General features: G+C 66.1%; 10 protein-coding genes. 7 read left to right on the forward strand and 3 right to left on the reverse strand.

Features of this window, described 5'->3' with window-relative positions:
* Positions 1-172: 172 nt before the first annotated feature.
* The 3 genes from dnaK to radC all read left to right on the forward strand — a co-directional run bounded on the left by dnaK (position 173) and on the right by radC (position 4,133).
* On the forward strand, positions 173-2,104 hold the full coding sequence (dnaK, locus tag BM162_RS02695; protein ID WP_093417309.1) for a molecular chaperone DnaK: 1,932 nt from the start codon (positions 173-175) through the stop codon (positions 2,102-2,104).
* Positions 2,105-2,177: 73 nt separating this feature from the next.
* Positions 2,178-3,332, forward strand: a complete 1,155-nt coding sequence (gene dnaJ / locus BM162_RS02700) for a molecular chaperone DnaJ (RefSeq protein WP_093417311.1) — start codon at positions 2,178-2,180, stop codon at positions 3,330-3,332.
* Positions 3,333-3,380: 48 nt separating this feature from the next.
* A complete protein-coding gene (radC, locus tag BM162_RS02705) occupies positions 3,381-4,133 on the forward strand; it encodes a RadC family protein (protein WP_093417314.1) in 753 nt (250 codons plus the stop codon).
* Here the strand turns inward: radC and BM162_RS02710 are convergent, their stop codons facing one another.
* The 3 genes from BM162_RS02710 to secA all read right to left on the reverse strand — a co-directional run bounded on the left by BM162_RS02710 (position 4,134) and on the right by secA (position 9,579).
* Positions 4,134-5,687: a phosphate ABC transporter substrate-binding/OmpA family protein gene (locus BM162_RS02710; protein ID WP_093417316.1), complete on the reverse strand. Its 1,554-nt coding sequence runs from the start codon at positions 5,685-5,687 to the stop codon at positions 4,134-4,136. It lies immediately after the preceding gene.
* Between the two features lie 22 nt (positions 5,688-5,709).
* On the reverse strand, positions 5,710-6,747 hold the full coding sequence (locus BM162_RS02715; RefSeq protein ID WP_143096102.1) for a translocase: 1,038 nt from the start codon (positions 6,745-6,747) through the stop codon (positions 5,710-5,712).
* 129 nt (positions 6,748-6,876) lie between these two features.
* On the reverse strand, positions 6,877-9,579 hold the full coding sequence (gene secA / locus BM162_RS02720; RefSeq protein WP_093417321.1) for a preprotein translocase subunit SecA: 2,703 nt from the start codon (positions 9,577-9,579) through the stop codon (positions 6,877-6,879).
* 164 nt (positions 9,580-9,743) lie between these two features.
* Here secA and BM162_RS02725 point away from each other — a divergent pair, with 164 nt between their 5' ends.
* The 4 genes from BM162_RS02725 to BM162_RS23450 all read left to right on the forward strand — a co-directional run bounded on the left by BM162_RS02725 (position 9,744) and on the right by BM162_RS23450 (position 12,580).
* Positions 9,744-10,580 (forward strand): peptidylprolyl isomerase, encoded by an 837-nt coding sequence (locus BM162_RS02725; protein ID WP_093417324.1) that lies wholly within the window; start codon positions 9,744-9,746, stop codon positions 10,578-10,580.
* A 19-nt stretch (positions 10,581-10,599) separates the two neighbouring features.
* Positions 10,600-11,931: a bifunctional glutamate N-acetyltransferase/amino-acid acetyltransferase ArgJ gene (gene argJ, locus BM162_RS02730; protein ID WP_093417327.1), complete on the forward strand. Its 1,332-nt coding sequence runs from the start codon at positions 10,600-10,602 to the stop codon at positions 11,929-11,931.
* Positions 11,928-12,326, forward strand: coding sequence for an 8-oxo-dGTP diphosphatase MutT (gene mutT, locus BM162_RS02735; protein WP_093417329.1), 399 nt, complete (start codon positions 11,928-11,930; stop codon positions 12,324-12,326). Before argJ ends, mutT begins: the two co-directional genes overlap by 4 nt.
* Positions 12,327-12,448: 122 nt before the next feature.
* Positions 12,449-12,580, forward strand: a complete 132-nt coding sequence (locus BM162_RS23450) for a hypothetical protein (RefSeq protein WP_093417332.1) — start codon at positions 12,449-12,451, stop codon at positions 12,578-12,580.
* Positions 12,581-12,617: the final 37 nt, after the last annotated feature.

A 12,617-nucleotide genomic window follows, 5' to 3' on the forward strand; every position in this document is an offset into this window, starting at 1 on the left:
TTTTGCAACACCGGCGGGCACGGGGCTGCTTGCAGCGCAAAAATGCCCTCCCTATATACGCCGGGACGCCGCCGGAGACGGTAAAAATATCCGGCAAAACAACTGGGATCGAGGGGGTGTGCCGCTCCGCGGGCTCCCACTCTTGAATATCGCCAATGAGAGGATTTTGAGCATGGCCAAAGTCATCGGGATCGACCTTGGAACCACCAACAGCTGCGTTGCCATCATGGATGGCAGCCAGCCCCGCGTGATCGAGAACGCCGAGGGCGCCCGCACGACCCCGTCCATCGTGGCTTTCACCGAGGACGAGCGCCTCGTCGGGCAGTCGGCGAAGCGGCAGGCGGTCACCAACCCGTCCAACACGGTCTTCGCGGTCAAGCGCCTGGTCGGCCGCCGCACCACCGACGCCGAGGTGGAGAAGGACAAGAAACTCGTCCCCTACAACATCGTCGACGGCGGCAATGGCGACGCCTGGGTCGAGGTGAAGGGCGACAAGTACAGCCCGTCGCAGATCTCGGCCTTCATCCTGCAGAAGATGAAGGAAACCGCCGAGTCGTACCTGGGCGAAGAGGTCACGCAGGCGGTCATCACCGTTCCGGCCTACTTCAACGACCAGCAGCGCCAGGCCACCAAGGACGCCGGCAAGATCGCGGGCCTCGAAGTGCTCCGCATCATCAACGAGCCGACGGCGGCCGCGCTGGCCTATGGCCTGGACAAGAAAGACTCGAAGACGATCGCGGTCTACGACCTGGGTGGCGGCACCTTCGACATCACCATCCTCGAGATTGACGACGGCCTGTTCGAGGTGAAGTCCACCAACGGCGACACGTTCCTCGGCGGTGAAGACTTCGACATGCGCATCGTGAACTACCTCGCCGAGGAGTTTAAAAAAGAGCATGGCGTCGACCTGACCAAGGACAAGATGGCCCTCCAGCGCCTGAAAGAGGCGGCGGAGAAGGCTAAGATCGAGTTGTCGTCCTCCAGCCAGACCGAGATCAACCAGCCGTTCATCTCGATGGACAAGGACACGGGCACGCCGCTGCACATGGTCATGAAGCTGACTCGTGCGAAGCTGGAAAGCCTGGTGTCGGACCTGATCAAGAACTCGATCAACCCGTGCAAGGCGGCCCTGAAGGATGCCGGCATCACGACGGGCGAAATCGACGAGGTCGTTCTGGTCGGCGGTATGACCCGCATGCCGAAGGTCATCGACGAAGTGACCAAGTTCTTCGGGAAAGAGCCCCACAAGGGCGTGAACCCGGACGAAGTGGTTGCGCTGGGTGCGGCCATTCAGGCCGGCGTGCTGCAGGGTGACGTGAAGGACGTGGTCCTTCTCGACGTAACCCCGCTGTCGCTGGGCATCGAGACCCTGGGTGGCGTGTTCACCCGCCTGATCGACCGCAACACGACGATCCCGACGAAGAAATCGCAGATCTTCTCGACGGCCGAAGACAACCAGAACGCCGTGACGATCCGGGTCTTCCAGGGCGAGCGCGAGATGGCGGCCGACAACAAGCTGCTCGGCCAGTTCAACCTCGAGGACATCCCCCCGGCGCCGCGCGGAATGCCGCAGATCGAAGTGACCTTCGACATCGACGCCAACGGCATCGTGAACGTGTCCGCCAAGGACAAGGGCACGAACAAGGAGCAGAAGATCACCATCCAGGCCTCGGGCGGTCTGTCCGACGAGGATATCGAGCAAATGGTCAAGGACGCCGAGGCGAACGCCGAGGCCGACAAGAAGCGCCGCGAGCTCGTGGAAGCGAAGAACCAGGCCGAGAGCCTCATCCACTCGACCGAGAAGTCGATGGAAGAGCATTCGGACAAGGTTGACCCGACCACGATCGAGGCGATCGAACTGGCCATCGCCAACCTCAAGGAGCAGATGGAGACCGAGGATCCGGACAAGATCAAGTCGGGCATCCAGAACGTCACCGAGTCGGCCATGAAGCTGGGCGAGGCCATCTACAAGGCCGAGCAGGCGAAGGCCGAAAACAGCTCGGAAGGCTCCGACGACGACGAAGGTCCGCGTGACGTCGACGACGACATCGTGGACGCCGACTTCGAGGATCTCGGCGGTGACGACAACAAGCGTGCCTCCTAAGGCGCCGTGAATGGCTTGGGAACCGGCCTGACCCGCGTCGGGCCGGTTTTCCATTGCCGGAGGACATGACCTGATGGCAAAGCGCGATTTCTATGAAGTGCTCGGGGTCTCGAAGGGCGCCGATGCCGACGAGATCAAGAAGGCCTATCGCCGGAAGGCGAAAGAGCTTCACCCCGACCGGAACTCCGACAATCCGGACGCCGAGGCCCAGTTCAAGGAAGTGAACGAAGCCTACGAGGTGCTCAAGGACGCCGACAAGAAGGCGGCCTATGACCGCTTCGGCCACGCCGCCTTCGACGGCGGGATGGGCGGCATGGGTGGAGGGCCGCGCGGCGGCGGCGGCGCCTACCAAGGCGCGGACTTCGCCAGCGCCTTCTCGGACGTATTCGACGACCTGTTCGGCGACATGATGGGCGGACGCGGCGGACGCGGCCAGCGGGCGACCCGCGGATCGGACCTGCGCTACAACCTGCGCGTCACGCTCGAGGAAGCCTATAACGGGCTGCAGAAGACGATCAACGTGCCGACGTCGGTCAAGTGCGGCACCTGCAGCGGTACCGGCGCCGAGGGCGGGGCAGAGCCGCAGATGTGTCCGACCTGCTCGGGCATGGGCAAGGTGCGGGCGCAGCAGGGCTTCTTCACCGTCGAGCGCACGTGCCCCACCTGCTCGGGGGCGGGCCAGATCGTCAAGAACCCCTGCTCGGCCTGCGGCGGCGCCGGTCGGGTCGAGAAGGACCGTTCGCTCAGCGTCAACATCCCCGCGGGCGTCGAGACCGGGACCCGCATCCGGCTTGCCGGCGAAGGCGAGGCGGGGCTGCGCGGCGGCCCCTCGGGCGACCTTTACATCTTCATCGAGGTGACCGAGCATCCGCTGTTCCAGCGTGACGGCCAGCACCTGTTCTGCCGCGTGCCGGTTTCGGTCACGACGGCCGCTCTGGGCGGAGACATCGAGGTGCCGACCATCGACGGTGGCCGCAGCCGGGTGAAGGTGCCCGCCGGGTCGCAGTCGGGCAAGCAGATGCGCCTGCGCGGCAAGGGCATGCCGATGCTGCGCGGTGGCGGCGCGGGCGACATGTACATCGAGATGGCCGTCGAGACGCCGGTGAACCTGACGTCGAAGCAGAAAGAGCTGCTGCGGGAGTTCGAGCGCCTGAGCGAGAACAACAATCCCGAAAGCTCCAGCTTCTTCTCGAAGGTGAAGACCTTTTGGGACGGGATGAAGAGCTGACGCTCTCGGCTTAACTGTTCCTTGACCGGACTCGGGCAGCGTGGCGACATGTCACGCTGCCCGCCCCAGTTCGATGAAGCCGCCCAGCCCGGGCTTTTCGACGCGACTGACCGTCACGACGCCCCCACGCCTTCCTACCTGCGCGATCACAGGAAGCGTCTGCGCGAGCGGTTCATGCAGGGCGGCCCCGCCGCCATGCCGGATTACGAGCTGCTGGAACTGGTCCTGTTCCGCGCGATCCCCCGCCGCGACGTTAAGCCCTTGGGCCGCCGCCTGCTCGACACCTTTGCCGACTTCAACGGCGTGATCTCTGCCCCGCCCGACCGACTGCGGCAGATAGATGGCGTGGGAGAGGCCGTGATGCAGGAACTTAAGATCGTCGAGGCTGCGGCACACCGTCTGTCGCGCGCGCGGGTAATGCAGCGGCATGTGATATCTAGCTGGGACGCCGTCATCGACTACTGCCACACCACGATGTCACACCGCGAGACCGAGCAGTTCCGCGTCCTGTTCCTCGACCGCAAGAACACCCTGATCGCAGACGAAGAGCAGGCGAGCGGCACGGTCGACCATGTCCCCGTCTACCCACGCGAGGTGGCAAAGCGTGCGTTGGAACTGAACGCCTCGGCCCTGATCCTCGTGCACAACCATCCATCGGGCGACCCAACACCGTCCGATGCCGACGTGGCGATGACGGCGCAGGTCGATGCGGCGTGCCAGGCGCTTGGACTGACGCTGCACGACCACCTGATCGTCGGAAAGAACGCGGAGCTCAGCTTCCGCAGCAGCGGGTACCTGTGACTATTTCAGCCAGACCTCGACCCGCCGGTTGATCTGGCGGCCCCACGCGCTGTCGTCGCAGGCCATCGGCATGGCCTCACCGAAGCCGTCGGTTCCCAGCCGCACCGGCTCAAGCGCGGCCGCGCCCAGCGCCGCCTCAACCGCCGCGCGTACCGTCCGTGCGCGATCCCGCGACAGCCGCCGGTTCGCCGAGGCCGGGCCCTGCCCGTCGCTGAATCCAACGAACAGCATGTCGCGGCCGTCGAAGATCCCCCGCTCCAGCGCCCGCGCCAGCAGGGTGACGTTTGAGCGCGACTGCGCATCCAGTTCGCTGGAGCCGTTCTCGAACCGGAAGGTCAGCGTCAGCCGATCCCGCCCGGACAGCGCCGCCACCATGCGCTGAAGTTCGTCCAGCCCGGTATCCTCGCCCGCGCGGGCGATTGCGCTGGCGAACCGCAGCCCCTGCGCATCCAGCGGCACCGCCTCGGGGAATTGGTCGACGAAGCCCGAGCGCCGCACCACCGGCTGGGCGGCGGGCGACGTGGCATAAGCCAGGAACTGCTGAACCAGCAGCGGGAGCCGCCGCGGCGGGAGGAAGAGGAACAGCGGCGCCGTCAGCGGATAGTCCTCGGTCTTCAATGTCCGCTCGGTTACCTCGGCCGTGAAGCCGCAAAGTCCGGCCAAAGCCACCGGCGCCGCATTGCCGATATCCGAGAACGTACCGATCCCGATGGCGTTCGGATCCTCCGCAACGACGGCCGCCAACGTGGCGGCGTTGTCATGGTGGGTGACTGCGTCGCTTAGCTCCAGCCCCGCGGGCTCCAGCACCCACGACACAAATTCCTGCGTCAGCGTCGCATCAGGAGCCAGAAGATGCAGCCGGACCGGCGCGTCGCCCCCCCCGAGGTCGGCCCAGTTCGTGATGTTCCCGGCGAAGAGTGCGGCGAGCGTGTTGAAGTCGATCTCGGTCACCGGGTTGGCGATGGACACCAGCGGCACCAGCCCGTCCAGCGCCACGATGCGCGACCAGCGCGCAGCCGGCCAATCGCCGTAGCCCACGCTTTCGGCCATTGCGCGTTCCTGCGCCGTGGGCTCGCGCAGCGACACGGCCACGTCCGCTTCCTCTGCCACGAGATCCGCGAAGCCCTCGGCCGAACTGCCGGCCCGCAGGCGGAAGCGACCCACCACCTCACCGCCGTCGTCGCGCAGCAGGAACAGCGACTGGCCGGCCTCCTCCGCCCGCTCGGCGGTCAGGCCCTGCCGGGCGGCGAAGCTTTCCACCAACGCAGGCAGCAGGACCTCGACCATGCTGCGGGCGCCGGAGAACGTGGCGTCTGCGACAAACTGCCGCTCGTCCGGACAGGCCGCGCCCTCGCAGGAGACGCGGGCGCCTTCCAGCGTCAGAACGCCATGCTCGGTCAGGATGCGGTAGAAGGCCCCGTCGTAGCCTAGAAGCTCACCCGAGACGCTCAACCCGCCGCCGGTGCTGCGCAGTTCCACGACCTCGGCAGCGGCGGACGCCGCACCCAGCCCGAGGATCAGCGCGACGCATCGCACCGCACGGGGCAGGATCATATGGCGTGCTCGGCTGCCGGCGTCATCGTCCGGCGATCTTCAGGTTCTGCAGCAGGTTTTTCAACACGAGAATGCCGCCGATGGCGTCACAGTCGGGAACCGACACAGTGAGCGCCGTGCGCTCCACTCCGCCCGTGCCGTCCGGTTGAAGCGCCTCGGCGGTGATGTCGCGACCACAGGAGAGCTCGGTCACTTCGACTTCGGCTTTGAGCGCTACGTCGCCCGCGCGCTCGATCGCTCCGGTCGGGAAGGTGTAGACCTGCGCCTGACGCGGCGCGTCGAGGGTCGGGTCGCCGAGCTCGGTCAGGAAGCCGCCCTTGCCATGCGCGGCGCGCATGATGTCTCCCGGTGCACCGGACCAGAGGTGGCCTTCGTCGCCATAACCAGCTCCGAACTCCAGCGCGTGCAGCTGAGGTCCCGCGCGGCCCGCCCATTGCAGCGCCACGTGTTCGTACTCGTCATGGTCGGTCACCGTGACCACGACCTCTTCGGGCTCTTCGCCCTCGATCCGGGCGGTATAGGTCGCTTCCTCCGTCATCGCCGGCACCAAAAGATCAAGCCCGCCGTACTGCGACAGGCGCTCCGCGATCACCAGCCCCTCGTGCGCGACCTCGACCCGCACGTCGGCGGCGCAGGGGGCAGTCAGAGACAGGAGGACCATGCTGCCGGGGATCGTGTCAGCCTCGAACGTGACGTCGCAGTCGCCGGTCGATCGCGGCTCAAGCGGGCCGGGCAGGATGGGTGCGGGCGCCGGAACGTCCGCCCGGTCGGGACCGGAGCGGGCGGTGCGCACCGGATCGGGGATCGGCAGCGTCACCGGGCGCAGCGCAGCCTCGGGCGGCTTGGGCAGCTTTACCTCGCGGTCGAAGCGCTGTTCGACACTCGCCTGGGCATAGGCCATCTCGACTGGCTGCGCGCCCTCGGCGCTCTGTGCCGCGGTGGCCGGCTGTCCGCCCGCCGGGCCGCTCTGCATGAACTGCACCGAGCCGACGACGAGGGCCGTGCAGGCCGCCACCGTCGAGATGCGGCGCAGCGTCTTGCTGTTCGGAGCTTTGAGCATGGCGACGTCTCCCATGATTCCGGGTCTTCCCCGCAACCTGGCCGCCGATTCCGCCGATCGTGTGGCATGTGAACGGCGGTGCGTTGCCGCGGCGCGGGCCTTTCTCCGGCGCGCGCCGCGGAAGGTTGATCAGCTCAGGCGGCCATGGCAGTGCTTGAACTTCTTACCCGAACCACAGGGACACAGGTCGTTGCGGCCGGGGTTGCCCCACGTCGAGGGGTCGGCTTCGACAAAGCCGGGCGCGGCGGCTTCGGCCTCGGCCTCGCCTTGGGGCGGCTGCGCCTGGGCCTGCGACTGGAGCGCGTCGCGCTGCGCCTGGATGCGGGCCAGCATCGCCTTCTGCTCTTCCTCGCTCAGCGGGCGAATCTGCGACAGCTTCTGCGTCACCTCCTCGCGCAGCGAGTTCAGGAGACCCTCGAACAGCTGGAAAGCTTCGGTCTTGTATTCGTTGAGCGGGTCGCGCTGCGCATAACCGCGGAAGCCGACCACGGAGCGCAGGTGCTCAAGCCGCAGGATGTGCTCGCGCCACTTCGAATCGATCGTTTGAAGCAGGATTTGCTTCTCGATCGAGCGCATGTTCTCGGGGCCGAACTGCGCCGCCTTGTCGGCCATGAACTTGTCCGACGCCTCGACCAGGCGCTCTTGGATGACCTCGGCATCGACGCCGTCTTCCTCCACCCACTTCATCACCGGCACGTCGACGCCCAGCTTCTCCATCGCGGCGACGTAGAGCCCCTCGGCGTCCCACTGGTCGACATAGGTCTTCGGCGGAACGTACTGGTCCACCATGTCGTCGATCACCTGGTGGCGCATGTCCTCGGCGATGTCGTTGACGTCGGTGGCCTCCATGATCTCGCGCCGCTGGCCGAAGATCACCTTCCGCTGATCGTTCACGACGTCGTCGAACTTCAGAAGCTGCTTGCGGATGTCGAAGTTGCGGCCTTCGACCTTGGCCTGCGCCTTCTCGAGCGACTTGTTGACCCACGGGTGGGCGATGGCCTCGCCCTCCTTCATGCCCAGCTTGCTGAGCACGTTGTCCAGACGCTCGGACCCGAAGATCCGCATCAGGTCGTCCTCGAGGCTGAGGAAGAAGGCCGAGCGGCCGGGGTCGCCCTGGCGGCCCGAGCGGCCGCGCAGCTGGTTGTCGATGCGGCGGCTTTCGTGGCGTTCGGTCGCCAGCACGAACAGGCCGCCGGCCTCGATCACCTTCTTCTTCTCGTCCGCGTGCTCGGCCTCGATCCGGGCGCGCACCTCGTCGGGGTTGGCCTCCGGGTCCTCGGTCAGCGCCTCGAGCACCTTCATCTCGACGTTGCCGCCAAGCTGGATGTCGGTTCCGCGGCCGGCCATGTTCGTCGCGATGGTCACCGCGCCCAGCTTGCCGGCGTCGGCGACGATCTTCGCCTCCTGCTCGTGCTGGCGGGCGTTCAGGACGTTGTGCTCGATGCCCTCTTTCGTCAGCAGCGCCGACAGCTCCTCGGACTTCTCGATCGAGGTCGTGCCCACGAGCACCGGCTGGCCCTTCTCGTGCGCCTTCAGGATTTCCTGCACGATGGCGGCGTACTTCTCGCGTCCCGTGCGATAGACGGCGTCGTCCTCGTCGGCGCGCGCGATCGGCTTGTTCGTCGGCACCTCGACGACGCCAAGGCCGTAGATCTCCATGAACTCGTCCGCCTCGGTCGAAGCGGTGCCGGTCATGCCCGACAGCTTCTCGTAAAGGCGGAAGTAGTTCTGGAACGTCACGCTGGCGAGCGTCACGTTTTCGGGCTGGATGTCGACCTCTTCCTTCGCCTCGATGGCCTGGTGAAGGCCGTCGGACAGGCGGCGCCCCGGCATCATGCGCCCCGTGAACTCGTCGATCAGAACGACTTGGCCGTCGCGCACGATGTAGTCCTTGTCGCGCTGGAACAGCTTGTGCGCCCGCAGACCCTGGTTCACGTGGTGGACGATGCTGGTGGACTCGGGGTCGTAGAGCGTGTGGCCCTCGGGCAGGATGCCCGCGCCAGACAGGTGATCCTCCAGGAACTCGTTACCCTCGTCGGTGAAGGTGACGTTCCGGGTCTTTTCGTCGATGGTGAAGTGATCCTCGGTCAGCAGCGGGATCACGCGGTCGATGGTGCGATAAAGGTCGCTGCGGTCCTCGGACGGGCCCGAGATGATCAGCGGCGTCCGCGCCTCGTCGATGAGGATCGAGTCGACCTCGTCCACGATGGCGAAGTGGTGGCCGCGCTGGAACATGTCCTTGAGATCCGAGCGCATGTTGTCGCGCAGGTAGTCGAACCCCAGTTCGTTGTTCGTGGCATAGGTGATGTCGGCCTGATAGGCATCCCGCTTCTCGCCCTCGGGCTGCTGCGGGTAGACGACACCGGTCGTCATCCCGAGAGCGGCATAGACCTTGCCCATCCACTCGGCATCGCGCTTGGCCAGGTAGTCGTTGACCGTGACGATATGCACACCCTTGCCGGTCAGCGCGTTCAGGTAGGCCGGGAAGGTGGCGACGAGCGTCTTGCCCTCGCCCGTCTTCATCTCGGCGATGTTACCCTGGTGAAGGAAGATCCCGCCCATCAGCTGCACGTCGAAGGCCCACAGGCCCAGCGTGCGGCGCGCGGCCTCACGGCAGTTGGCAAAGGCTTCCGGCAGAAGGTCGTCCAGGCTTTCGCCAGCGGCGTGCCGCTGCTTCAAGCTCTCGGTACGGGCGATCAGGTCGTCGCCGGAGAGACCGCGGAACTCTTGCTCGAACTCGTTGATTTTACGGACCAGAGGCTGTGTCGCCTTGATCTTGCGGTCGTTCGGCGTGCCGAAGACCTTTTTGGCGAGCGATCCGAAACCCAGCATAGTCTCTCCTGACAGCGTCGTGTGAGGGGATTGGTTGCCCGGACGGGCAGGCCGTCCTAGACAGGGCGCGATGCGCGGCCCCTCACGGCCACTAGGCGATGTAAGGGGGTCAAAACACAGTGTCAACGTCGAGGCCCGAAGCGGCCGGGAAGGAAGGTACACCCATGTTCATCACGCGCACCACGCTCCTGGCGGGCGTTGCGGCGGCGTCGTTCGCGCTGCCGGCGGCGGCCCAGGACGCCGGAACCGTCGTCGCCACCGTCGGCGACACCGAAATAACGCTGGGCCACGTCGTCGCCATGCGCGAGCAACTGCCCCAGCAGTACCAGCAGATGCCGGATGACGCGCTCTACGAGGCGCTGGTCGAGCAACTGATCCAGCAGGCCGCGCTGGCCCAGCAAGCGGACGGGCTGTCGACCCGCAACGAGATCGTGCTCGACAACGAACGGCGGACGCTTCTGGCCGGGCAGGTCGTGCAACAACTTGCCGAGGCCGCCGTGACGGAAGAGGCCGTGCAGGCCGCCTATGACGCCAGCTACACCGGCGGCGAGCCGGAGCCCGAGTTCAACGCCTCGCACATCCTTCTTGAAAGCGAGGAAGAGGCGCAGGCGGTCGTCGAGGAACTGGAAGGCGGCGCCGACTTCGCGGAACTCGCGCGCGAGCGCTCCACCGGTCCGTCGGGCCCGAACGGCGGCGAACTCGGCTGGTTCGGTCCGGGCATGATGGTCGCGCCGTTCGAGCAGGCGGTGATGGACCTCGAGGCCGGCGAGATTTCGGAGCCGGTGCAGACGCAGTTCGGCTGGCACGTCATCAAGCTGAACGAGACGCGGCAACAGGACGCGCCGCCGCTTGACGAAGTACGGGCCGAAATTGTCGCCGAGCTTCAGCAGGAAGCGGTTCAAGCCGCAGTGGCCGAGGCGACGCAAACGGCCGAGGTCGAGCGCACGGAAGAGCAGATTGACCCTGCCCTGATCCGCGACCAATCTCTGCTCGACCAGTAAGGGAACCGGGGCGACGGGCATGGCAAACCGCAAGAAGCAAGTGAAGAAGCTGAAGAAAAAGGTGGCTTCGCTGAAGACGAAGCTCTCGGCCGCCGAGCCCGCCGCCACCGCCAAGGCCGTGCAGGTGTCCCCCCTCGCGCCCGCCGCGTTTCCCGATCTGCCCCAGATCGGCGGCGTGCGCTTCGCCTCGGCCGAGGCCGGGGTGCGCTACAAGAACCGGCGCGACGTGATGCTGGTCGAACTGGCCCCCGGCACGGCAATGGCGGGTGTCTTCACCCGCTCGTCCACCCGCGCGGCGTCGGTCCTCGACTGCCAGGAGAAGATCGGCAAGACCTCGGACAAGGGCGCCGCGATCCTGGTCAACTCGGGCAACGCCAACGCCTTCACCGGCAGCAACGGCCAGAAAGCCGTGACCGGCGTGGCCGAAGGCGTCGGAAAGGCCATGGGCCTGCCGGTCGAGCGGGTCTTCACCTCATCCACCGGTGTCATCGGCGAGCCGCTGCCCTTCGACCGGATCACCGCGAAGCTCGACGACCTGAAGGCGTCGCTGTCGCCCGAGGGTATCGCCGACGCCGCCCGCGCGATAATGACGACCGACACGTTCCCGAAGGGTGCGTCGGCCGAAGTCGAGATCGATGGAACATTGGTGCGCATTGCCGGCATCGCCAAGGGCTCGGGCATGATCGCGCCCGACATGGCGACAATGCTGGTCTATATCTTCACCGACGCCGCCGTGGATCAGCCCGTGTTGCAGCGCATGCTCTCAGGCCTGATGGACGAGACGTTCAACTGCATCACCGTCGACAGCGACACGTCCACGTCTGACGCGCTCTTGCTGGCGGCGACGGGCGCGTCGGGGGCCAAGCCGATCACCGACCTGCGAACGGCGGACGCGCGCGCCTTCAAGGACGCGCTCGGCGGGGTCATGCTGGACCTCGCCCACCAGGTGGTCCGCGACGGCGAAGGCGCGACGAAGTTCGTCGAGGTTCAGGTGACGGGCGCGGCCACGCCGGCCGACGCGCGGAAGGTGGCGTCGGCCATAGCCAATTCACCGCTCGTCAAGACGGCGGTGGCGGGCGAGGATCCGAACTGGGGCCGTGTGGTCATGGCCGTCGGCAAGTCCGGGGCCAAGGCCGACCGGGACAAGCTGGCCATCCGCTTCGGCGACATCCTGGTGGCCGAGAAGGGCTGGGTCTCGCCCGACTACACCGAGGAAGCGGGCGCCGCCTACATGAAACGTGACGAGCTGGTGATCGCCGTCGACCTTGGCCTGGGCGAAGGCACGGCGACCATGTGGACCTGTGACCTGACGGACCGCTACATCGAAATCAACGCGGACTACCGATCTTGAAGGTGGTGCTTGTCTCGGCCGTCGCACTCATCGACCGCGACGGCCGCGTTCTTCTGGCGCAGCGTCCTGCCGGCAAGTCCATGGCGGGCCTGTGGGAATTTCCCGGCGGAAAGGTCGAGCCGGGCGAGACGCCCGAGGCCGCGCTGATCCGGGAACTGTACGAGGAGTTGGGGATCGAGACCTGGCAAAGCTGCCTCGCCCCCCTGACCTTCGCCAGCCACAGCTACGAGGATTTCCACCTGCTGATGCCGCTTTTCGCCTGCCGGAAGTGGGACGGCCAGCCGCACCCGCGCGAAGATCAAGCGTTGAAGTGGGTCAAGGCGCGCGATCTGCGCAAATATCCCATGCCGCCCGCCGATGTCCCGGTGATCCCGATCCTGCGCGACTGGCTCTGAAACGAAACTGTCTCAACTTTGCACGAAAAGTAACGCTTTCGTATAAGGACGTCCCGTTATTAGTGCGTCGTTAATATTTTTCACCCACAAAGGAACCACGAGACCAAGGGGTGGGTTGTACAATGCTCAAAACCATAACCATCGGCAGCTGCGTTTCCGTGCAGGGCCTTCTGGTACGTGCACTGGAAGACGGGCGCATCGTCGTCCGCGTGGGTCAGCGCATGTTCACCGGATTTCCGGTTCAGGCCGCCTGACAGCAGGCACCACGGACGGAAAAGAGAAAGGGGACGG

Origin of the sequence: Tranquillimonas alkanivorans (assembly GCF_900115595.1) — a bacterium.
GTDB classification, from domain to species: Bacteria; Pseudomonadota; Alphaproteobacteria; order Rhodobacterales; family Rhodobacteraceae; genus Tranquillimonas; species Tranquillimonas alkanivorans.

Coding starts and splice junctions, on each gene's coding strand:
- BM162_RS02725 (WP_093417324.1), top strand. CDS start 9,744: ATGTTCATCACGCGCACCACGCTCCTGGCGGGCGTTGCGGCGGCGTCG.
- BM162_RS02715 (WP_143096102.1), bottom strand. CDS start 6,747: ATGCTCAAAGCTCCGAACAGCAAGACGCTGCGCCGCATCTCGACGGTG.
- BM162_RS02710 (WP_093417316.1), bottom strand. CDS start 5,687: ATGATCCTGCCCCGTGCGGTGCGATGCGTCGCGCTGATCCTCGGGCTG.
- argJ (WP_093417327.1), top strand. CDS start 10,600: ATGGCAAACCGCAAGAAGCAAGTGAAGAAGCTGAAGAAAAAGGTGGCT.
- secA (WP_093417321.1), bottom strand. CDS start 9,579: ATGCTGGGTTTCGGATCGCTCGCCAAAAAGGTCTTCGGCACGCCGAAC.
- radC (WP_093417314.1), top strand. CDS start 3,381: ATGTCACGCTGCCCGCCCCAGTTCGATGAAGCCGCCCAGCCCGGGCTT.
- dnaJ (WP_093417311.1), top strand. CDS start 2,178: ATGGCAAAGCGCGATTTCTATGAAGTGCTCGGGGTCTCGAAGGGCGCC.
- BM162_RS23450 (WP_093417332.1), top strand. CDS start 12,449: ATGCTCAAAACCATAACCATCGGCAGCTGCGTTTCCGTGCAGGGCCTT.
- dnaK (WP_093417309.1), top strand. CDS start 173: ATGGCCAAAGTCATCGGGATCGACCTTGGAACCACCAACAGCTGCGTT.